The sequence below is a fragment of the bacterium Scap17 genome, from assembly GCA_013376735.1.
GTDB lineage: Bacteria > Pseudomonadota > Gammaproteobacteria > Pseudomonadales > Halomonadaceae > Cobetia.
Window position 1 is genome coordinate 1,157,598 of record VINJ01000001.1, and the last position, 22,313, is coordinate 1,179,910.

The following is a 22,313-nucleotide window of genomic DNA, read 5'->3' on the forward strand; positions in this document are numbered from 1 at the left end:
TGACAAACTATGAGTACAATGCCTGCCATTCACTGAGCACATCGTCATCCAAGGAGTCAGCATGTCTGCCACTACCCCTTCACCTCGTCGGGCCATTCGTGATCGCGAGGTAAGCGAAACGACCCCTCAGGCGGTGGGACTCAATGTCTGCGTGCTGGGTGGCGGCAGCTTCGGGACCGCGATCGCCTCGATTGCCGCCGACAATGGTGCCAGCGTCACCCAGTGGATGCGTGATGCCAGCCAGGCCGAGGAGGTCAACACCCGGCACCGCAACTCGGGCTATCTGCCGGGCTTCGAGATCAATGCCTCGGTGCGTGCCACCACCGACATGGCCGATGCACTGGCCGAGGCCGAGCTGGTCTGCGTGGCGATTCCTTCCAAGGCCTTCCGTACGGTGGTCCGCCAGGCGCGCGCCCACCTGCGTGAAGGGCAGATACTGGTGGCTACCACCAAGGGCATCGAGAGCGAAGGCTTCACCCTGATGAGCGAGGTGCTGGAGCAGGAAACCGGCTTCACGCACATCGGCGTGCTGTCTGGCCCCAATCTGGCGGCCGAGATCGCCCAGCGGCAGCTGACAGCCACGGTGATCGCCTCCGACGACGCCTACACCCGCGCTCGCGTGCAGACGGCCTTCGGCTGCGACTATTTCCGTGTCTACGCCAGTAATGACCGCTACGGCGTCGAGCTGGGCGGGGCGCTGAAGAACATCTATGCCATCGCGGCCGGCATGGCCGCGGCCCTTGGCATGGGCGAGAACACCCGTGCCATGCTGATGACCCGCGCGCTGGCCGAGATGAGCCGCTTCGCCGTGGCCAAGGGCGCCAATCCGATGACCTTCCTCGGCCTTGCCGGTGTGGGCGATCTGATCGTGACCTGCTCCTCGCCGCTGTCGCGCAACTATCGGGTCGGCTACGCACTGGGAGAAGGGCGCACCCTCGACCAGGCGGTCGAGGTGCTGGGCCAGGTCGCCGAGGGTGTCAATACCGTGCGATTGGTGCAGGATGAATCCGAGCGACTGGGCATCTACATGCCGCTGGTCAGTGGCATGGCCAAGGTGCTGTTCGAGAATGTCGACCCGCATCACATGGCCCGCGCGCTGATGGGCGGTGAGCAATCCAGCGATGTAGAGTTCGTGCTGTCGCGTGAGTCGGTGCAGCAGGCGCGGCAGTTGGAACCCGACGGCTCCTGAGGACTCATAGCAGGTGATGGAACGTGTTTCGCCATCCCCTTGTCTGACTCGTGCAACGCTCCGGTTGGCGAGCCCCTGGTCATCGGCCGCAGCGATGGAGCCATTCGTGACGTGCTCGGGCTGCGGCAGTCATCTTTTCAGGAGAATGTCATGAGTGTACTGATCATGCGTCACGGCGAGGCCCTGGCTGGCACGCCGGACCCCGAACGCGAATTGAGCGAGAATGGCCGCGAAGAGGCGCGCCGCATCGGTCGCTGGCTGGCTCATCAGCTGCCCGCCGAGCGTCGTGCGCGTCTGACGCTGGTCGTCAGTCCGTTTACCCGCGCCCAGCAGACCGCCCAGGAGATCTCCTCGGCGCTTGAGTTGAGTGGTGAGCAGCAGACCACGCTGGAGATCATCACCCCGGATGACCCGCTGACACCGGTGCTCGACTGGCTGCAGACCCATGTGCCGCCCACTTCTGAGGGATGCGAACCACGCGACTGGCTGATCATCAGCCACAATCCGCTGGTCTCGAATCTGGCCAGCGCTCTGGTCGATGGCCCCGGCAGCACCCAGCTGGCCTTTGCCACCGCAAGCCTCGCCTGGCTGGACGCCGATGTCTGGGCCGCTGGCCTGGCGGATCTGTACCAGTTCGTGAGCCCGGCGGAGCTGGCGTAAGTCACGCGCGGCTGTCATGAACCACAACCATTGAGCCGCAACCATTGAGTCACAACGAAACGCCCCCGCCAGTCTGCACTGGCGGGGGCGTTTCGCTTTGGCCTGCAGCCAGACCGCTGCTGCTAGACCAGACCGCTCAACTTGAGCACGAAGATGCCGGTCGTGATGGTGATACCTGCCATCAGGGTGCTGATGGCGATGATATTGGCGGCCAGGCGGTCATTGCCGCCCATTGCCCGTACCATCACGAAGCTTGCCGCCGCCGTCGGTGAGGCGAAGAACAGGAACAGCACGCCGAGTTCGGTGCCGCGGAAGCCCAGCAGCACGGCGACGGTGGTCGCCAGCAGTGGCACGCTGATCATCTTCATCAGACTGGCACTGAGGGCCAGCTTGCGGCCTTCACGCAGCGAGCGCATCGACAGGGTACCGCCGATGCAGATCAATGCCAGCGGCAGCGTCATGCGTGCGAAGTAATCACCGGAAGTCTCCAGCCACTCGGGCAGCTGCCAGCTGAAGGCCGCGAAGGGCAGGGCGGCCAGCACGCCGAGAATCAACGGGTTGGTGATGATACCGCGCGCGATGCCAGTCCAGCTGGTACGGCCATCGCCGAGATAGCTCGACAGCACCACTACCGACAGCATGTTGTAGGACAGGATGACGACGCCCATCAGGATGCCGCCCATCGACAGGCCAAGATCGCCATAGAGATTGGCGGCCAACGCCAGTCCGACGATGGCGCAGTTGCCGCGAAATGCTCCCTGGACCACCTCGCCACGCTCCTTGCGTGGTACGCGCAGAATCGCCCAGCCCCACAGCAGCAGGAAGGTGGCCAGTGTCGCGCAGGCGAAGTAGATCAGCATGTCCGGACGCAGGGCGTGATCGAGATCGGCCCGCACGATGGAGAGGAAGACCAGCGCCGGCATGGTGCCCTTGAACACCAGCGATGAGGCGGTGCTGATGAAGGTGTCGTCGATCCAGCCGAGTCGCTTGAGCCCCAGGCCCAGAAATACCATCGCGAAGACCGGGACGGTGACGTTCAACGTCGCGACGAACAGTGCCAGCATGTCGTTCATGAAGTCGTCTCGCTCATGTTCACCCTTGTCGTGTGCAGGTTGTGGTGTGTCTGATCAGGCCTGATGCCGGTGGTTGCGCCGCTGACGATAGTAGTGCGTGATGTAGCGGCGCGTGATGTAGTGGCGCGTAATGTGGCGGCGCGTGATGTGTCGGCGCAAGGAGCGCCTTCAGGCCAGCCAGAAGCCCGTGATCAAGGCCGCTGCCAGCAAGGCCCAGAACAGCCCGTTGCGCAGACGGGTATCGCGGCGCGGCCTGGAAGACGGCGAGGAGGTAGCGGACTGCTTGTCATGCTTGGGCATCGAGGGGTCCTGTCCAGCAAGATTAAATGAAGGCTCACAGAATGAAGGCTCAACGTGTGAAGGCTCTGGCAGGCAGACCGCCGGCCAGCAAGGCGCTCTGACAACGGCGCGTGCCTGTCATCCGCCCAGCATATCAGGCTTTCCTTAGACTCAGGGATAGTCGTTCAGTTCTGGGCTAGTGGTTCAGCTCTGGTATCAGGTTCTGCTGTGCGAATGCCGCCAACCAAGGGCGCGTGTGGGCGTGATGATCGAGAAGACAGGCGCCACGATACGCCTTGAGGGCCGGCAAAGGGCGGAATAGACGCCATAACCGCGCGAGTGGTGACTGCGCGCGTACTCCTGCTTGGCGAGCGCAGGCTGTCGGCTTACCCTGTGCGCTGCATTGTCATCTGTCACGGCCATCTCTCAAGATCAGCCGCCGGAGCCACGATCATCTTCCGGCCTCATGATCACCTGCCGGAACCATCAGTCCCGGCTACGCATTGCCCCTATCAGGAAAAGTACAAGGAGCGGGTATCTTGCAGGACCCATACACGACCTCTGCGTCATCCTCTGCCGCGGCGTCCTCTGCTGTGACTCGCTCTGCGGCAACTCGATCTGCGTCAATCCCCGAGCGCGCGTCTGACGATCCGTCCGCTTCCCCGGCGTTGTTGGTCAGTCGCGGGCTCGGGCGTCAATTCGGTCAGCAACAGGCCGTCACCGGGCTGACCTTCACGGCCTCGCGTGGTGAGGTCATCGGCCTGCTGGGGCCCAATGGCGCCGGCAAGACCACCAGCCTGCGCATGCTGGCGGGCACGCTCGCCGCCACCCAGGGGCAGCTGGAGCTGGAAGGCGAAGCCTTCGATGGTCGCGCCAGTCAGCGCCAGCTCAATCGCCTCAAGCGTCGCATCGGCTATCTGCCGGAGGGCGCACCCCTGTGGCCGCAGCTGACGGTGCGCGAGAGTCTCGAGTGCGTGGCGGGTCTGCATGGGTTGTCGCGCAAGGTGCGTAATGATCGCCTTTCGGCATTGATGGATCGCCTGGATATCACGCCTTTCGCCAATCAATTGTGCGCTGTGTTATCCAAAGGCTATCGGCGTCGCGTGGCGCTGGCGATGGCGTTGACCCATGATCCGGACGTCCTGCTGCTCGATGAGCCCACCGATGGGCTGGACCCGCTGCAGAAGGACAGCGTGCGCGTCTTCATTCGTGAGCTGGGTCGCGAGCGTCTGATCATCGTCTCCACTCATCTTCTGGAGGAAGTGCCTCGCATCTGTGACCGCGTACTGGTCATGGCCAATGGCCAGCTGGGCTTCGATGATACGCCGGAGGCGCTGGCCGCGACCTCCGTCAGCGAAGGCATCCTGGGGGGCAGTCGTTCGCGCTACGGCGCGGGGTATGGCGCGAGTTCCAGTCTGCCGGTATGGCGAGTGACGTTGAGTCGGGCCTTGAGCGAGCGCGAACTGGCCAGTGTCTCGCGTCTGCCGGGCGTGGCGGCCATCACGCCCGTCAAGCCCGGCGATGCCATGGCGCTTGACAAGTCGCCGCTGGTGATCTCGACCGGTGCCGTGCTGCGACTGGCCGGGCGTCTCCATCAGGACCCGCGCCCCGCGCTGGCACGCTGGTGCAGCTACATGGAAATCCGCCTCGATGAATGTGTCCACGAACGGGGCGATATCGAGGTCGCGTTCCGCCAGCTGGTGACGCGCATGGCGGAGCAGCCCTCGCCGCTGCCGATGCGCAGGCAGGCACCGCGCGCAGATCAGGAGGTGTCGTCATGAGGGCCGTTCTCGCGCTGGTCCGCCGTGACCTGCATCAGGCACTGACACAAGGCGCCAGCTGGTCGCTGCTGGTGGTGATGGCGGTGCTGGCGCCGCTGGGGGCCTTCGAGGTGGGCGATCTGCTGGCACGTGATCGCGCCGATCTTGGCTCGCTTTGGCAGGTGTTGCCCTGGTTGCTGGTGCTGTGGACGCCGCTGCTGGCCCTGCGCGGCTGGCCGGAAGAGCGTGCCAACGGCCTGCTCGAATGGCTGTCCGGCCTCGGGCTGGGGGCCTGGCGACTGGCCAGCGCACGCTTGATCAGTGCCAGCGTGCTGGGCTGGCTGGGGCTTGCGATGACGGCGCCGCTGGTGGTGTTGGTCCATTGGCTCGGCACGCCGGATCTCGGCCTGATGCTCAGCGGCTATCTGGGCATGGTGCTGCTGGTGATGGCGCTGGCCAGTCTCGGTCAGGCGCTGGCGGTGCGCGCGCCTTCTGCGCTGTCGGCGTGGCTCGGGGCGCTGGTGCTGGGCCTGGCGCTGATGCTGCCGGGCACACCTGCGGTGACGAGCCAGCTGGCTCAGCATCTGGCACCGCACTGGGTGCAGCTGCTCGATCTGATCAGCTTGCCGGCGCATCTGACGCCTTTCAGTGAAGGCCGGCCGATCTGGCTCGATGCCAGCTACTTCCTGCTGCTGACTCTGGCCGGGCTGGTGCTGCAGGCGCGCGGCCTCAGTCAGGAACGCCATGCACGCAAGCAGGCGCCACGGTGGCTGGTCACGGCGGCACTGGCGGCTGCGGTCACCGCGCTATTGCTGGCTGGCGTGCGCCTGCCGCCGCTGCTGACGGCCGACGGCCACAACCCGCTCACCCGCGCGCATGATCTGACCGCCACGCGTCAGCACAGCCTGAGCCCTGCCAGCCGTGCGGTGCTCGGTGGCCTCGAGGCACCGGTGACATTGACCTTCGCCTACAGCGAACGCTTCGCCGCCGACCTGCCGCAGCTGCGTGAACTGGCGACACGGATCGAGACGCGTCTGGCCGCCTTCGCGCGTGAGCCGCAGATACGCCTCAAGCGTGTCGACCCTGCGCCGGACAGTGCAGACTTCGCGGATCTCGAGGCGCAGGGCTTGACCGCGCTGTCATTGCCGGGCGGTGAAGAGATGCTGTTCGGGCTGGTGGTGGATGGCCCCTACGCCGAACGCCGCGCCATTCCGCTTCTCAAGGCGGCGGATATCGGCGGGCTGGAAGCGCGGGTGACACGCCAGATCCAGGAAGTCTCGCGCACCGAGCCACCGCGCCTGGGTGTCGTCTCGCGTTTGCCGGTAATGGGGAAGCCCAGCCTGGAGCAGGGCAGAGCACTGGGCAGCTGGGGCCTGATGGAGCATCTCAATGCACGCCTGCGCATCGACTGGCTGTCGGCCGGTGATGATGCCTCGCGCCCGATCGCCGATCAGGATGCGTTGCTGGTGATTGCGCCGCGGCTGTTGCCGGTCAAGACGCTGGAGGCCATCACGGCCTATCTCGAGCGTGGCGGCCGGGTGTTGATGCTGGTGGACCCGCTGCCCGAAATGCTCGATCAGCCGGCGCCGGCTTCCGAGGCGCTCGAGGCCTTGCTGGCGCGCGCCGGGCTTGAATCACGCGCGGGCGAGGTGGTGGCGGATGCACAGCTGGCCTTGCCGATCGGCTTGCTGGACGGCACCCGTGCGCTGAGCCCGACACTGCTCGGGTTAAGCGCTGCGCAGCTGTCGGACGCCGCGCTCAACCTCAATGTCGAGCAACTGGTGATGTCCAGCGCGGGCTGGTTGGCGCCGCTGTCTGATGCAGCAGACGCATCATCGAAAGGCCCGGGAGCGCAGGAAGCGCCGTTGCAGTGGCTGATTCGTGCCAGTGATGAGGCGCGCCTGATTCCGGCCGCGCGTGTCCATGCCAGTCGCATGGACCCGCGTCCGCTGTCGGGGCTGGCGGGGGAAGCGCCGCCGGCTGGTGGCCTGGCGGTGTTGGCGCAATGGCCCTCGACAGGCGCGCAGGGTGGCCAGTTGCTGGTGGTCAGCGATGTCGACATGGCTAGTGACCGTCTGTGGCGGCGCACGGCAGCGGATGGCAGCGAGCAGGCCCTCAATGCCAATGCGCGCTGGCTGGAAAATGCCGTGGACCTGCTGGCGGGCAGCCCCGAGCTGGTCGCCCTGCGTGCGCGTGCCCATCAGGTGCGCGAGCTGACGCGCCTGCATCAACTGGCCGATCGTCAGGCCGCCGAGGAGACCCGGCTGCGCAATGACTGGCAGACGCGTCTGAGTGCGCTCGGCGCGACGCCGGTATCTGGCAAGGCCGAAGCCGCGCAGCAAAGCGACGCCCTGGCGGCGATGCAGAATGACTTCGAGGACGCGTTGTCACGCCAGCAGCGTGAGGCGAATGCCGAGCGTGATGCCCTGCGCCGCGAGCTGCGCCTGTGGACGCTGCTGGCCTTGCCGGTGGCGTTGAGCTTGCTCGGCGAGCTGATCTGTTGGCGCCGCTATCGCGCCAGCCGTCGCGCGGGCTATCAGTCGACAGGGCGTCTGTCAGGGCACGGTCAGCCCAGCGGGAAGCGCAACGCCGAACGAAATGAACAGCGTAAGGAACAACGCAATGAGCAGCGCAATTCACAGCACAGCGCCCGCTCCGCGAGTGACGCCGCCACAAGCACTTCGACAGGCTCTATCAAGTCGACCGCAGGCAAGGCAGCTTCAGGCAAGGCGGCTTCAGGCAAGACAAGACCGAGCGATACTACTCAGTCGGGAGGTGATTGATGGGGCGCTTCAATCGGGCGGGATGGGCACTGACGGCGCTGGTCTCCGTAGCTGCGGCGACGGCGCTCACCGCAGGGCCGTCACTGCTGGAATCGCTGCGCTCAGGCGCCGCCACGGGCGGAGCAGACCCTGCCCAGTGGCAAAGTGATTCGCTGATGACAGTCGCTGCGGGTCAGTCAGGCGTCTTGCAGCCCTTGCCGCTGCTGTCGCAGGTGGCCGCTTCGGCGCAACGTATCGGCATTCGGCGTGGCGCAGAGGCCAGTCAGGACTGGTTGAGTCTGGCGCGTGGGCCCGCAGGCGACTGGCAGATCACCTCATTGGCCGGCTGGCCTGTCCGCCAGGGCAAGGTGGAGGCGTTGGTGAGTCAGCTGGGCGAGGCACAACTGCGCACGCGCAAGCCGGCCACGGACGAGGCACTTGAAGCGCTGGGCTTCAGCGCGCAGTCACCGCTGCTGAGCGTGAAGGGCAATGGCGCTCAGGTGAGTCTGCAACTGGGCGCCAGGCCCGCGGCGGCAACGCAGGTGAACGGCGCGGGCAATGCTGAGTTGGCGGGGCGTTACGTGCGATGGGTGCCGTCGCCCTCGGACGTGAAAGTCAAAGGCTCCTCCACCATGAATGGGGCGGATGGCGCGCCGGTCTGGGAGTTGACGCGCGATGTCGGGTTGCCGGATTGGCGCGGCGGCATGGCGCCCAGTGAAGTGCTGGATGTCACCGAGCTGCGCAGTGACGCCGCGGTATACAAACCGCTGAGTCGCCTGGATATCTCGCTGGCGGCGTCTGCGCTTTCGTCTTCAGTCCGAGGTGCGTCAGCACGGCAAGCGCCGCTGGTGCGAGGCCTGGCACCTGACAGCGACGCTGCCCATGAGATTCTCGCTGCGCTGTCGCCACTGACGCAGAATGACCTGCGCCCCCGCGCCTCCACGCCTGAAAGCGGCGCAGCCCAGCCAGACGGCTGGCAGCCCGCCGTGACGCTGACCCTCAACTGGTCGCGCCCCTCGCTCCATTACCGTCAGCATGAGCAGCTCAGTGATCGCACCCAGCTGGTGCTGGCCATCGCGGCGGGCAGCAAGCCCTGGGCGCGGCTGACGCTCTCCGGCAAGGGGTGGCCACCTGAACTGGTCGCGCGCGTGAATGCCGTCGAGATACAGGTCAATGGCGCGCTGCGTAATCATCTGCTGGCACTGGGCGCGAGGGCGTTGCAAGACGAACCCATTGAGCTCACGGCTGTCGCGATTCAGGCGGCACTGGCGGTCAGTCGTGCCTTGGCGCTGCCTGAGCCGGAAGCCGCCGAGCCGAGCACGGAAACCGCCGCTGCGCTGGTGCCGGCGGCCATGGAGGAGGAGTGAGGTGTTCCATGGGCCAAAGGGAGGAGTGGCGCCCATGGGGCGGGGCTGGCATGCTGTTGACTATATTTAAACAACCGTTTGTCTGGTCGCGTCAGGGACGGCGGCCCGTGGTAAGGAGACCTTGCGATGAATGCCACCTCACGGCAACCCCGGCCCGGGCAGCACTTGTCCGAACCTTCCATGTGCGAAAAGACCTTGTCCGAACAGGACGGCACTGACCCGGCCAGCTTGAATGCGGACACCGAGCGTCCGGTACTGGCCTTCGCGCATGCCAATGGCTTCACCGGTGCCTGCTACAAGAGCCTGTTGGCGCCGCTGGCCGAGCACTTCAATCTGCTGCCGGTGGACCGACTGGCGCATGACCCTGCCTATCCGGTCGGCAACAATCTGATCTCGCTGCGTGATGAGTGGCTGGCATGTCTGGACGCCGCGCTGGGGCCGCTGCCCGCGGCGGGCGGCACCGGGCGCAAGGTGATCGGGGTCGGCCATTCGCTGGGAGGCATCGTCAATTACATGGCGGCGCTCAAGCAGCCGGAGCGCTTCCACTGCCTCGTGCTGCTCGACCCGCCGTTGATGCTGGGCCGCGATGCGCTGGGCATGAAGGTCGCCAAGCGCTTCGGCTTCATTGATCGTGTCACTCCGGCGGGCCGTACCCGTGGGCGTCGCGCACGCTGGGACTCCCGTCAGGCCATGCAGGATTACCTGCGCCGTCGCTCGCTGTTCGCCAACTTCACGCCAGAAGCGCTGGACGACTACATCGACAACGCCACCCATCGTCACGCGGATGGCAGCCTGTCGTTGAGCTTCGATACCCGTCATGAGGTCGAGATCTTCCGCCACCTCAGCGATCACCTGTCAGGCTCACCGGCGAAACTGGCGGTGCCGGTCAGGATTCTGGCCGGCGCCCAGTCTGATCTGCTCACGCCGGCGCGTCAGGCACGCCTACGCCGCGCCGGGCTGACGGTGGAGCATGTCCGGGGAGGACATATGTATCCCTTTGAATACCCACAAGAGACGCGCGCCGCGCTGCTGGCGGCCATCGCCGACCTCGCGCCGCCGAATATACTTCCGCCAGGCCTGCTGGCCGAGAGGCAATCATGAGCACTGATCAATCCGTTCAGGACATTGCAGAGGCTCCCCTGAGCGCCAACGTTACGCTGCGTGAGCGTCGCTTCCCACGTCGCACTGGCGGAGAGCTGGCGGCCCTGGAGTGGGCGCCTGCCGAGCACGCCGAGCAGGCACCGACGTGGCTGGCGCTGCATGGCTGGCTTGACAATGCCGCCAGCTTCAGTCGCCTGGCGCCGCTGTTGTGTGAGCGGCTCGGCATTCGTCTCATCGCCATCGACATGGTCGGTCACGGGCGCTCGAGTCCGCTGGGTGAGCACGGTGATTATGCGGTGTGGGATTACTGTCACGATGTGATCGAGGCGCTGGAAGGCCTGTATGACGAGGGGCTGCCGCGCGCGCCGGTCACGGTGATGGCGCACTCGCTGGGGGCGGCGGTGGCGGGGCAGGTGGCTGCGGCGCTGCCGGAATATATCGCGCGCCTGGTGCTGATCGATGGCATCGGCGCGCTCTCCACGCCGGCATCGGAGGTGGTCGATCAGCTGCGCCGCGGATTGCTGGCACGCCACGCGCAGCCGGCCAGACGCGCCGCTACGCGACGTGCCCATTATCGTCATGTCGAGGACGCCGTGGTGGCGCGGGTTGCGGGAGGTGTCACGCCCATTGATGCCGATACGGCGCGGCCGATCGTCGAGCGCAACCTCGAGGTGCTGGAAGACGGTGGCCTGCGACTGAGAAGTGACCGTCGCCTGCTGCGGCCTTCATTGATGCGCTACACCCCGGAGCAGGTGCTGGCGTTATTGGCGGCGTTGACCCAGCCGGTACTGCTGATCGAGGGCGAGCAGGGTATTCTGACCATAAGGCACGAAGCACAGCAGGCGCGTGATGCCGTGAAGCGGCTCGAGCGTCGCGTCTTGCCGGGTGGCCACCACCTGCATCTGGAGCCACCGCATGTGGCGGCGGTCGCCGATGCCATCGTCGAGTGGGTCAGCTCGCAATGAGTGATGCACCCTGTGCCGTATCCGTTCATCTATCATCATCTGCAGCGGGAGACATGCCATGGCCAAGCGCAAGACCATCGCCCTGGCACTGGGGAGTGGCGGGGCCCGAGGCTATGCCCATATCGGCGTCATCGAGGAAGTGCTGGCGCGCGGTTACGACATTCGCGCGATTTCGGGCTGCTCGATGGGGGCACTGGTCGGGGGCATCCATGCCGCCGGCAAGCTGGATGCCTATCGTGACTGGGTCTGTGAGCTGGATTACTTCGACGTGCTGCGGCTGGTGGATGTCACCTGGAGCCCGATGGGCGCCATCCGCGCGCGCCGCATCATGGATGAGCTGGAAGCCCTGATCGGTGATACGCGCATCGAGGATCTGCCGATTCCGGTCACCACCGTCGCCACCGACCTGATCGCCCAGAAGGAGGTCTGGTTCCAGAGCGGCAATCTGCTCGAGGCGATCCGGGCCTCCATCGCGGTGCCCGGGGTGATCACGCCGGTGCAACGCGACCGCAAGGTGCTGGTGGATGGCGGCCTGATGAATCCCTTGCCGATCACGCCGCTGGTCGCCGCCCACGTTGACCTGGTGCTGGCGGTCAATGCCACGGCGCATTCGCCGCGCAACCAGACGCTGGAACAGATGCTGCCACCGGCCGATGCCGCCGAGGAAGAGGCGCGCGAAGCCGCCCTGGAAGCGCGCGGCGGTGGTTTCAGTGACTGGCTACGGGGAGTGCGTCGCGGGGCCGAGCGCATCTTCTCTGCCGAGAAGGAGCAGGCGCTGGAGGACCAGCAAGGTATGGCATTTGCCAGTCCGGTCGGCGGTGTTCCGCTGCCACCGGGCGATGCCTCGCGCTTGAAGTTCGAGGCACTCAAGAGCAGCGATGCCGAGCCAGTGCCGGGCACGGAAGCGTTGGCAGAGCCGCAGGCAGAGGCTGGTGCCGTGACCCAGGGCAAGCAGCCGCCTGCGAACGACGTCGAGCCTGAACGGGTCGATGAAAACGCGCCGGAGCTTGCCTGGGGAAAGCTGGACATGATGATGCGCTCCTTCGATATCACCCAGGCGACGCTGGCCAAGTACAAGATCGCCGGCTATCCGCCGGATATCCTGGTCGAGATTCCCAAGACGGTATGTGGCGCCTATGAATTCCACCGCGCGGCGGGTCTGATCAAGCTGGGGCGCCACCTGGCCGCCGAAGCGCTGGATCGCTACGAGAAGGGTAGCGACGGCTAGCCTTTTTTGAGTTGCCCTTTAATGAAAAAGCCCCCGCCAATCGGCGGGGGCTTTTCGTTGCAGTGCTTTTCAATACAGAGCTCTTCAATACAGAGCGCTTCTTTGCAGTGCGTGTGACCGGAGCCTGAGCGAAGCGTCGTCTCAGCTGTTGATCCACTTGTCGAAGATGGCGGCCTGCTCACCGGTACCCTGCATCTGGGTCAGCCACTGATCGACGTAGGCCTTCCAGATGTTGTCACCCAGCGGCAGCAGATAGCCTTTCTGGGAGAAGGTGAACGGCGAGTCCGGGTGCACGCTGCACAGCTCCGGGTGACGGCTGGCCTGCAGCTGGGTCTCGATGGCGTCGGTGACCATCACATCGGCACGGTCTTCGATGATGTTGTTGAAGATGGTGCGGTTGTCGTCGTGGGCGAGGCGCGTGGCATCGCTCAGGAATTCATTGGCGAAGCGCTCGTTGGTGCCGCCCGGATTGACGGTGATGCGCACGCTGGGCTGATTGATCTGCGCGACGGTCTGGTACTTGTCGACGTCTTCGCAGCGCACGATGGGCGTCTTGCCGCCGGTCTGGTACGGCTGGCTGAAGTAGGCCTGAGCCTGGCGGTCCAGCTTGACCGAAATGCCGGACATGGCGATGTCGCACTTGCCTGAGGTGAAGTCTTCCATCAGCGTCGGCCAGCTGGTCGGCACGGTCTCGACCGTCGCGCCCAGGCTCCTGGCCAGTGAGGCGGCCATGTCGATGTCGATGCCTTCGAAGTCGCCATTGTCTTCACGGTGGCTGAAGGGCGCGTAGTCACCGGTGGTGCAGACCTTCAGCACCTGTCCTTGTTGCACACGCGAAAGGGTGCTGTCGGACAGCGCATCGCTGGCGGCGGCCGGCATGGCGAAGGCCAGTGACAGGCCAGCGGCGGTGGCACCGCCGAGAATGGCAGCGGAAAGGGTGCGGCGTGAAGAAGTGCGCATTGGCTGTTCAGCGTTGGGTGTCATCAGGGTGTTCCCTTGTCGTTATGGTTCAGGCCCAGCGAGCGGCCTGCTTGTGGTAGTGATTCAATCAGTGGTGGTGACTCAATCTGTAATGGTGGCTCACTCCAGCAGCGGATCACGGCCCTTGCTGCGCAGCAGGACATAGACCGCGCCGCTGCCGCCATCCAGCTCCAGTGACGAAGTAAAGGCCAGCACGTCAGGCCATTGGCGCAGCCAGGCATTGACGTGGCTCTTGATGATGGGGTGATCGGCCATGCCGGTCCATGCCTTGCCGTGCACCACCAGCACGCAGCGTGAGCGACGGGCGATGGCATCGTCGATGAAGGACTCGAGCTCGATGCGGGCCTGCTCCAGCGTATAGCCGTGCAGGTCGAGACCCGCCTCCCAGGCGATCTCGCCGCGCTTGAGACGCTGACGCTGGCGGTAGGGGAGATCGGGCACCGCGAAGTCGAGCAGCTGGCTGGGCGTGACCGGCTCGACCTGCCCATCGGTGGTGCGCGATGGCGTGCCGAGTGAGTCGGTCGAGGCTTCGCTGGCGGCTGCGCGGCGCGCCGCCAGACGCGCCTGCTCTTCCTTGTCGAGGGGCTTGCGGCCGGGGTCGGCGCGGTTGGTGGTGATCTTGCGTACGCCGGCCTGCTTGAGGGCGGCACGGAAGGCGTTGAAGTCGTCGCCGGTATCCGAGCTGTCGTCGTGGTTGGGTGGCATGACCGGGCTCCGCGGGCAATAAAATGGCAAGTCGCGCAGTATAGCGCGGCTGTCGGTGCTGTGAAGCACCAGGCGCCCATGGCGCGAGCAAGGGTCGCCGCCACGCCTCGTGAACGCTACAATGCCTGCGCGAGACGCCATCGGCCCCTCACGACTGGCGGCGCTCGTTGTCCATCTGTCCGCTTACAGGAATCACCGTGTCCACTACTTCCGCGTCCGACCTGCGCCACCCTTCCAGTCTCAGTGAGCCGGACTCCCGTCTCGTCGAGGAGCTGGTGACCCTGCGCGATCTGATCCGCTGGGCGACCAGCGAGTTTCACGCGCATCGCCTGCACTTCGCCCATGGCACCGATTCTGCCTGGGACGAAGCGGTGGCGCTGGTGCTGGGTGCGCTGCATCTGCCATGGGACACGGACCCCGCCGTGATCGACGCGCGCCTTCTGACCATGGAGCGTGCGCGCATCGTGGCGCTGGTGCGTGAGCGCATCACTACCCGCAAGCCGCTGCCGTATCTGCTCGGCGAGGCCTTCTTCACCGGCGTGCCCTTCGATGTCGATGAGCGCGTGCTGATTCCGCGCTCGCCGATCGCCGAGCTGATCGAGAGCGGCTTCTCGGCCTGGTTCCCGGAACTGCCGCCGACCCGCGTGCTGGACATGTGCACCGGTTCCGGCTGCATCGGTATCGCCACCGCGCTGGTGATGCCGACCGCCGAGGTCGATCTGGTCGATATCAGCAGCGAGGCGCTGGAAGTCGCGCGTCGCAACATCGAACGCCACGACGTGGCAGGGCGTGTCATCGCCGTGCAGTCGGACCTGTTCGCGGGCGTGGCGGGCAAGCGCTATGACCTGATCGTCTCCAATCCGCCCTACGTGGATACCTTCGATCTCTCCAACATGCCGCAGGAATTCGGCCATGAGCCGGCACTGGCGCTGGGCGCCGGTGACGACGGCCTGGATATCGTGCGCCGTATCCTGCGCGAGGCGCGTGACTACCTGACCGACGATGGCGTCTTGATCGTCGAGGTCGGCAATTCCGAACGCCACCTGATGGAAGCCTTCCCGGAAGTGCCCTTCATGTGGCTGGAGTTCGAGCGCGGCGGCAACGGCGTCTTCGCCATCGATGCCCAGACGCTGGAAGTCTGCGCGCCTGAATTCGCTTGAGCTGGCGGGCGCCTACCCCGGTGGGATTCGTCTGAGCTGGCGGGATTTGCCAGAAGCACGGGCGCAAGCCGTCAGACTCTGCAACGCTTACGACAACTATTATCAGAACGCCGTCGGCCATGACCGGCGGCATCGCCTGAGGACCCCCTGAATGTCCGGAAATACCTTCGGCAAGCTGTTCACCGTCACTACCTTCGGAGAAAGCCACGGCCCGGCACTGGGCGCCATCATCGATGGTTGCCCACCGGGCATCGAGATCAGCGAGGCGGATCTGCAGATCGATCTGGACCGCCGCCGTCCCGGCACCTCGCGCCACACTACCCAGCGTCGCGAGCCGGACCAGGTGCGCATTCTCTCGGGCGTGTTCGAGGGTCGCACTACCGGCACCGCTATCGGCCTGATGATCGAGAACACCGATCAGCGTTCCAAGGACTACGGCAAGATCAAGGACCAGTTCCGTCCGGCCCACGCCGACTACACCTATCACCACAAATATGGTGAGCGTGACTATCGTGGTGGCGGCCGAAGCTCGGCCCGCGAGACCGCGATGCGTGTCGCCGCCGGGGCCATCGCCAAGAAGTATCTGGCGGGTCTGGGCGTGCAGGTGCGTGGCTACCTGTCCCAGCTTGGCCCCATCGAGCTTGAGGTCAAGGACTGGTCGCTGGTCGACACCAATCCGTTCTTCTGTGGCGATGCCGATCGCCTCGAGGAGCTGGAGCAGTACATGGACGCCCTGCGCAAGGAAGGCGATTCCGTGGGTGCCAAGGTCACCGTCGAGGCGACTGGCGTGCCGGTCGGCCTGGGTGAGCCGATCTTCGATCGTATCGATGCCGAACTCGCACATGGCCTGATGAGCATCAATGCCGTCAAGGGTGTCGAGATCGGTGATGGTTTCGCTGTGGTCAGCCAGAAGGGCACCGAGCATCGTGACGAGATGACGCCGGAAGGTTTCCTCTCCAATCATGCCGGCGGTATTCTGGGCGGCATCACCAGCGGCCAGACCATCCGTGCCAGCATCGCCCTCAAGCCGACCTCCAGCCTGCGGCTGCCGGGGCGTAGCATCGACGTCAACGGCGAGGCGGTCGAGGTGATCACCACTGGCCGTCATGATCCGTGTGTCGGCATCCGTGCCACGCCGATCGCCGAGGCGATGGTCGCGCTGACGCTGATGGATCACCTGCTGCGCCATCGTGGTCAGAACGCTGACGTCAAGGTCGATACGCCCGTGCTGCGCGAAGTGTAAGCCGCATGCGGCGCGGCTGAACTTGTAACGCTGCCAAGCCGCTGAATTTGTAAAAAGACACGCCCCAGCCGTGGAGTGATGCCCAGCATCCTTCATGGCTGGGGCGTCTTGCGTAGTGGGCTGGCTTGCACAAAGTAAATAAGAAAAGGCGTAAGTAGCAGGCTGCCCCCGTGTCATTCTCGCTGCTAGACTCGAATGGCATGCATGCCAGCGGACTCGCGCACCACGCCGTGCGCGGGCAGACAACACAAGGAATCTGCCATGAAGATCAATGTCGAATTCGACCTCACGCCGCAGGAATTTCGCCAGGCGATGGGCCTGCCGGACGTGGAAGCCTTCCAGCAGGAATTGATGGAGCGCTTTCGTCGCCAGATGGAGGCGGGTGCTGAAGGTTACGACCCCATGAGTCTGCTCAAGCCATTGATGGCACCGGGCGCGGGCACGCCGTTTGCCAGGTTCATGCCGCCGGGCATGGCCGAGGGGATGATGGGTGGCGCGTCTGGCGCTGGCAATGCCGGGCAGGGGGTAGTGGGCGGCATGCCGGGCGATATGGGCGAGAGCATGGCCCAGGGCATGGCCGCCTTCAATCAGTATCAGAAGATGATGCTGGATACCCTGCAGCAGTTTGGTCAGGGCGGCGCGGAAGGCAAGGAGGCTGACAAGCCGGAGCCTGCCGCACGCAGGAGTTCGGGGCCCAGTGGTGATCAAGCCGCGGATCAGAAGGCAGAGCAAGGCGCCAGCCGGGCGGATGATGCGAAACCGGCCTCTGCGGCCAGTGCGCGCTCACGCGCCAAGCGCAGTTGATGCTAGGCGCGATGAAAGTCCTTGGCTGATATCGGTGTGAGGCATGCCCGGCCAATCCCGTGACAGAGAATGTCGTTTGACAGTTTTCTGTCATGGGATTGCAACCACCTGAGGAGCAGACTAGTCTTTGTGCAGTGCAGCATATTGCTGTGCTCCACAGGTGGCGCAGAGACTTCTGCGCGCTGTCCCGGTACGGAATCCATGGGAGGAACCGTCATGCAGCAGGATCAGATGTTCAACGCCTTTGCCGAGCAAGCCCGCAGCTTCTACCAGCCGATGCGCAAGCTCAACACTCTGATGCTCGACCATATGGGCAAGATTGCCGATTATCAGATGGACGCTGCCAAGCGCTATACCGAGACTGGTCTCGAGCGTGCGCGTGCTGCCACTGAAATCAAGGGTATGGAAGAGTTCAGCGAGTTCAGCAGCCGCCAGCTGGAAGTGGCGACCGAGCTGTCTCAGCAGATGATGGATGATTCCCTGAAGCTGGCCGAGATGGGCAACGACATGCGCGCCCAGCTCGAACAGGCCTACTCTGACGCTGGCAAGGAAGCCAACGACAAGGCGTCCGCTGCCGTACAGAAAGCCGCTTCGGCAGCAGAGGACAAGGCATCCTCCGCTGCCAGCAACAAGCCGGCTGCCGCGACAAGCCGCGCCAAGCAGAACTAAGGTATACCCCGAAAAGGCTGGCGCTTGCGCCAGCCTTTTTTGCCGTTGTCTGGCATTGCCCCTGCCGTGCTGAAAGGCGCATGCTGGAGGTGAGCACGCTGTCGAACAGGCTGTTTTGCTCTCGTATTTGCCGCGCGCGAATCCGACGGAAAGCAGTCCTTGCAGTGGAGCATTCGATCGCCCCGTGGCGGTCAGTCATGAATTGCTGGACAACCTTGAAAACGATGTCCGTCGCCAGTGAAGGCGCTCATCTCGGTGAAGATGGCATGACATCGCTCAGTGCTCAGGAAGGATTCGATTCGATGAAATCGTGCCGCCGACAGGCGTTCGGCAGCCAAGCTTCGATAGCCAATGACGTGATGGTCAATGACAAGGAGGAAGGGCGATATGGACTCAGCCCAGCAGCAGGCGTTCTCACAGACATTCTCTCAGGCCTTTGCCAGTCTGTTCCCCGACGGTGCTGAAGGCACGGAGTGGGCCAGCGTCGTGCAGCAGGCCAGTGCCCAGTATCAAGCCTTGATGAGTGACATGCTGGAGCGCCTATGGCCCAGCGCCGCCGCTTCCACCATCTATGACGAGATGGGTCGTTGCTTCCAGGCGGGAGCCGAGGCTCTGGCACGCGACCCGCAACTGCTGCTGTCGACCCAGACTCGCCTCTTCCAGGACCAGATGGCCCTGCTGCAAGGCACGCTGCGCGAGCTGAATGGCGAGAGTGTCGAGCCGGTGATCACGCCCGCGCGCTCTGACCGCCGCTTCCGCGATGAGGCCTGGCAGAACGAGCCCTATTACCACTTCCTCGTGCAGCAATACCTGCTGTTCTCGCGTGCCGTGGACGATATGCTGGCCGGCATTCAAGGCCTGCCGGAGAGCCAGAAGCGCAATCTCGAGTTCTACGCGCGCCAGTACGTCAGCGCCTTCTCGCCCTCCAACTTCGCCTCCACCAACCCGGAAGTGCAGCGCGTGACCCGCGAGACCGGCGGCCAGAACCTGCTCGACGGCCTGAAGCGTCTGCGTGAGGACCTGGCCAACTCCGCCGAAGGCATCAATGTCGCGATGACCGATACCGAAGCCTTCCGTCTCGGCGACAACATCGCCGTCACGCCGGGTGATGTGGTCTTCGAGAACGAGCTGATCCAGCTGATCCAGTATCGTCCAGCGACCGAGAAGGCCTTCAGCACGCCGTTGCTGGTCGTGCCGCCGTGGATCAACAAGTACTACATTCTCGATCTGCGTCAGGACAATTCGATGATGCGCTGGCTGGTGGAGCAGGGCCACACCGTGTTCCTGATCTCCTGGCGCAATCCGGGGCCCGAGCAGAGTGATCTCACCTGGGCCGATTACATGCAGATGGGGCCGCTGGCCGCGATGGATGCCATCGAGCAGGCCACCGGCGAGAAGCAGGTCAACATCCTGTCCTACTGCATCGGCGGCACGCTGACGGCCAGCACCATGGCCTATCTGGCGGCCGAGAAGCAGGCGGATCGCGTGCGCTCGGTCAGCTACATGGCGACGCTGCAGGACTTCTCCGATCCCGGTGAGATCGGTGTCTTCCTCAACGAGCCGGTGCTGCAGGGTCTCGAGAAGCAGATGGCGCAGGACGGCTATCTGGATGGCCGCGTGATGGCGTTCTCCTTCAATCTGCTGCGCGAGAATGACCTGTTCTGGTCGTTCTACGTCTCCAACTATCTCAAGGGCGAAGCGCCGACCGCGTTCGACCTGCTGTACTGGAACACCGACGGCACCAACCTGCCGGCCGGGACCCATGCCTGGTATCTGCGTCACATGTATCTGGAAAACCGCCTGGTGCAGCCCGGCGGCATCGAGCTGGACGGCGTGCCGATCGATCTCTCGCAGATCGAGACACCGAGTTACTGGGTCTCCGCGCGCGAGGACCACATTGCCAAGTGGCAGACCACCTACAACGGCACCCAGCTGCCCAAGGCCTCCATCAAGCGCTTCGTGCTAGGTGGCTCTGGTCATATCGCGGGCATCGTCAATCCGCCGCACAAGAACAAGTACGGCTACGCCACCAATGACAGCCTGCAGGCAACCCCCGACGAGTGGCTCGCGGGTACCGAGCTGCATGAAGGCTCCTGGTGGAATGACTGGCAGGCGTGGATGACCGGCAATGGCTTCGTGGAGCCGGAACCGGAGGTCGCTGCACGCACGCCGGGTGAGGGCAAGCTCGACGTGATCGAAGCGGCGCCGGGGCGTTATGCGCGCCAGACCATTCCCGAAGTGCTGGGGCAGAGCGTGCCGGAAGAGATCACCAGCGTGGCGGATGCGCAGCTCAAGGCCGTGCGTGATGTCCAGCAGACGGTCGAGAAGAGCGTGAATGAAGCGCTCAAGCAGGTGACACTGCCGCTGGAAGAGGCCATGACCGCGATGACCGAAGCCGTCACCGGCAAGGCCGCCAATGATGCCAGCAGTGCCTCTGCTGCCAAGTCGTCTACCGCCAAGCCTGCCGCTTCCAAGGCCGCATCAGCGTCTACTGAGTCAGCAGCACCGGCGAGCAAGCGCGCTGCTCCCAAAGGCGCAGCCTCCAGGAGCACTGCTGCCAGGAGCACTGCTGCCAAGAGCACTGCAAAACAGAGCACGGCAAAACCGAGCACTGCGAGCACGGCGGCCAGCAGCACCGGTAGCTCAGCGGCGAAGACCACCACGGCGAGAAAGACCTCCACGCCGCGCAAGACGGCTGCCAACAAGACGACCACAGCCAACAAGACAACGGCGGCCAAGACGACGGCAAGCAAGTCAGCCTCTGACAGCAAACCGTCTGCCTCCGGCACCTCGAGCAGTGGCACTTCTTCCGCGGCCTCCGGCTCCAGTGCTGCGAAGCCCGCGACGACGCGCAAGACTCCGGCGAGCAAAAGCACGGCGAGCAAGGCGACTGGAACCAGCAATAGCACTGCCAGCTCGACAGGAAGCACGAGTACTGCCAAGACGGGCAGCAGCACCGGGGCTTCCAATCAGGGGGCTTCCCGCTCGAGCGCTTCAAGCTCTGGTGCTTCCACTACCACCGCCAAGAGCGACACCGGCAGCCAAGCGCCCAAGCCGCGCCGTGGCCGTCCCTCCAATGCTAGCAAGGCCGCCGCCGCCAAGGCAGCGGAAGAGGCTAAGAAGGACGATGCCAAGCCTGCGGCCAGCAAGACGGATGGCGCGTCTGGCAATGCCAAGGATAGCGACAAGAGTTGATCCGCGGCGCCACAAGTTGTGAGTCAGAATCGCAACGCCAGCCCTTCGGGGCTGGCGTTGTGGGTTCAGGCGGTATTTCCAAAGTGGGCTTTCGAGCGCGCTAGAGGCTTCTCGATGCCGCGTCCCTTGCCCCTTCCAGCAGTTCGATCATCGCGCTGGCGGCGTTCGAGAGGGTGCGGTTGTTGTGGTAGAGGTAGCCGAGCTGGCGTTCGATGGGGCGGTGGTCGATGGGCAGGATCTCGATCTCGTCGTCGATCATGCTTTCCGGCAGTACGCTCCAGCCCAGGCCGATGGCGACCATCATCTTGAGGGTCTCGAGGTAGTTGGTGGACATCGAGACTTCCACCGAGAGGCCGTCACGCGCGAAGGTGTCGATGACGATGCCGCGCGTGAAGGTCAGGTGGCCCGGCAGTACGGCGTCGTGCTGTGAGAGGGCGGCCAGCGGCAACGCCTTGTGCCCCGCCAGCGGATGGTCCCGTCCGCACACGAAGCGCATCTCATCCAGCCACACCGGCACCACCGTCAGATTGGGATCGCGATGCGGTGCCAGGGTGACGACGGCCAGTTCCAGCTCCCCATCGAGTACGCCCTGATAGGCCTGTTCCGAATCCAGAAAGCGCATGTCCATGCGCACCTCTGGGTGGGCCATGGTGAAGGCCTTGAGCAGTGGCGGCAGCCGGTGCAGGCCCACATGGTGGCTGGTCGCCATCGTCAGGCTGCCTTTTACCTCGCCGGACAGATTGCGCAGCGCACGCCGGGTGTCATCGTGCATCACCAGGATGGCGCGGGCCCGCGGCAGCAGGATGTTGCCGGCCTCCGTCAGGGTGACGCGCCGTCCGATGCGATCGAACAGCCGTGCGCCATGCAGTTGCTCCAGCTGGGCAATGCGCTTGGAAACGGCCGGCTGGGTGAGGTGCAGCTGCTCGGCGGCCAGCGAGAAGGAGGCGGTTTCGGCGACGGCGACGAAGGCCTGCAGAGAGGGTGTGTCCATGTGGGCCAGCTATCCTGTGATGACGGCGTTCAGAGAGGCATTCAGAGGCGCATCAAGCGGGGCGGTTATGCCGTCCCGGGCGGATGAATTCCTGATCAAGACCTGATGAGTCATGGTATTCCTTTTGGGAATCCAAAGCATGAAAAACATGAATTGCTTTTATTCATGGTCGCCGAGTACT

Annotated in this window: 17 protein-coding genes; 13 read left to right on the forward strand and 4 right to left on the reverse strand. The window is 64.6% G+C overall.

Annotated features, from left to right (window positions below):
• Positions 1-61: 61 nt before the first annotated feature.
• Entirely contained in the window at positions 62-1,189 is a 1,128-nt protein-coding gene (locus FLM52_05005) for an NAD(P)H-dependent glycerol-3-phosphate dehydrogenase (protein ID NVN55156.1), read from the forward strand.
• Between the two features lie 150 nt (positions 1,190-1,339).
• Positions 1,340-1,849, forward strand: a complete 510-nt coding sequence (gene sixA, locus FLM52_05010) for a phosphohistidine phosphatase SixA (protein ID NVN55157.1) — start codon at positions 1,340-1,342, stop codon at positions 1,847-1,849.
• 122 nt (positions 1,850-1,971) lie between these two features.
• Here the strand turns inward: sixA and FLM52_05015 are convergent, their stop codons facing one another.
• A complete protein-coding gene (locus FLM52_05015) occupies positions 1,972-2,922 on the reverse strand; it encodes an AEC family transporter (GenBank protein NVN55158.1) in 951 nt (316 codons plus the stop codon).
• A 764-nt stretch (positions 2,923-3,686) separates the two neighbouring features.
• Here FLM52_05015 and FLM52_05020 point away from each other — a divergent pair.
• The 6 genes from FLM52_05020 to FLM52_05045 all read left to right on the forward strand — a co-directional run bounded on the left by FLM52_05020 (position 3,687) and on the right by FLM52_05045 (position 12,384).
• On the forward strand, positions 3,687-4,982 hold the full coding sequence (locus FLM52_05020; GenBank protein ID NVN55159.1) for an ABC transporter ATP-binding protein: 1,296 nt from the start codon (positions 3,687-3,689) through the stop codon (positions 4,980-4,982).
• Positions 4,856-7,744, forward strand: coding sequence for a hypothetical protein (locus tag FLM52_05025; protein NVN55160.1), 2,889 nt, complete (start codon positions 4,856-4,858; stop codon positions 7,742-7,744). The genes FLM52_05020 and FLM52_05025 overlap by 127 nt, the downstream gene beginning before the upstream one ends.
• Positions 7,744-9,090, forward strand: coding sequence for a DUF4340 domain-containing protein (locus tag FLM52_05030; GenBank protein NVN55161.1), 1,347 nt, complete (start codon positions 7,744-7,746; stop codon positions 9,088-9,090). The genes FLM52_05025 and FLM52_05030 overlap by 1 nt, the downstream gene beginning before the upstream one ends.
• A gap of 180 nt (positions 9,091-9,270) precedes the next feature.
• Complete coding sequence (locus tag FLM52_05035; GenBank protein ID NVN55162.1) at positions 9,271-10,191, forward strand: alpha/beta hydrolase; 921 nt, start codon at positions 9,271-9,273, stop codon at positions 10,189-10,191.
• Positions 10,188-11,156: an alpha/beta hydrolase gene (locus tag FLM52_05040; GenBank protein NVN55163.1), complete on the forward strand. Its 969-nt coding sequence runs from the start codon at positions 10,188-10,190 to the stop codon at positions 11,154-11,156. Before FLM52_05035 ends, FLM52_05040 begins: the two co-directional genes overlap by 4 nt.
• A gap of 58 nt (positions 11,157-11,214) precedes the next feature.
• Positions 11,215-12,384: a patatin gene (locus FLM52_05045; protein NVN55164.1), complete on the forward strand. Its 1,170-nt coding sequence runs from the start codon at positions 11,215-11,217 to the stop codon at positions 12,382-12,384.
• Between the two features lie 141 nt (positions 12,385-12,525).
• Here the strand turns inward: FLM52_05045 and FLM52_05050 are convergent, their stop codons facing one another.
• Complete coding sequence (locus tag FLM52_05050) at positions 12,526-13,344, reverse strand: transporter substrate-binding domain-containing protein (GenBank protein NVN55165.1); 819 nt, start codon at positions 13,342-13,344, stop codon at positions 12,526-12,528.
• A 120-nt stretch (positions 13,345-13,464) separates the two neighbouring features.
• Positions 13,465-14,070 carry a DNA mismatch repair protein MutS gene (locus FLM52_05055; protein NVN55166.1) on the reverse strand — a complete coding sequence of 202 codons (606 nt, stop codon included), beginning with the start codon at positions 14,068-14,070 and terminating at the stop codon, positions 13,465-13,467.
• Positions 14,071-14,267: 197 nt separating this feature from the next.
• Between FLM52_05055 and prmB the strand changes: the two genes are divergently transcribed.
• From prmB to phaC, 5 genes are all read left to right on the forward strand, one after another.
• Positions 14,268-15,230, forward strand: coding sequence for a 50S ribosomal protein L3 N(5)-glutamine methyltransferase (prmB, locus tag FLM52_05060; protein ID NVN55167.1), 963 nt, complete (start codon positions 14,268-14,270; stop codon positions 15,228-15,230).
• Positions 15,231-15,381: 151 nt separating this feature from the next.
• A complete protein-coding gene (gene aroC, locus FLM52_05065) occupies positions 15,382-16,473 on the forward strand; it encodes a chorismate synthase (GenBank protein NVN55168.1) in 1,092 nt (363 codons plus the stop codon).
• 261 nt (positions 16,474-16,734) lie between these two features.
• Entirely contained in the window at positions 16,735-17,277 is a 543-nt protein-coding gene (locus tag FLM52_05070; GenBank protein NVN55169.1) for a hypothetical protein, read from the forward strand.
• A 69-nt stretch (positions 17,278-17,346) separates the two neighbouring features.
• Positions 17,347-17,946 (forward strand): phasin family protein, encoded by a 600-nt coding sequence (locus FLM52_05075; GenBank protein ID NVN55170.1) that lies wholly within the window; start codon positions 17,347-17,349, stop codon positions 17,944-17,946.
• Between the two features lie 387 nt (positions 17,947-18,333).
• Complete coding sequence (gene phaC, locus FLM52_05080; GenBank protein ID NVN55171.1) at positions 18,334-21,141, forward strand: class I poly(R)-hydroxyalkanoic acid synthase; 2,808 nt, start codon at positions 18,334-18,336, stop codon at positions 21,139-21,141.
• A gap of 100 nt (positions 21,142-21,241) precedes the next feature.
• Here the strand turns inward: phaC and FLM52_05085 are convergent, their stop codons facing one another.
• Complete coding sequence (locus FLM52_05085) at positions 21,242-22,132, reverse strand: LysR family transcriptional regulator (protein ID NVN55172.1); 891 nt, start codon at positions 22,130-22,132, stop codon at positions 21,242-21,244.
• Positions 22,133-22,313: the final 181 nt, after the last annotated feature.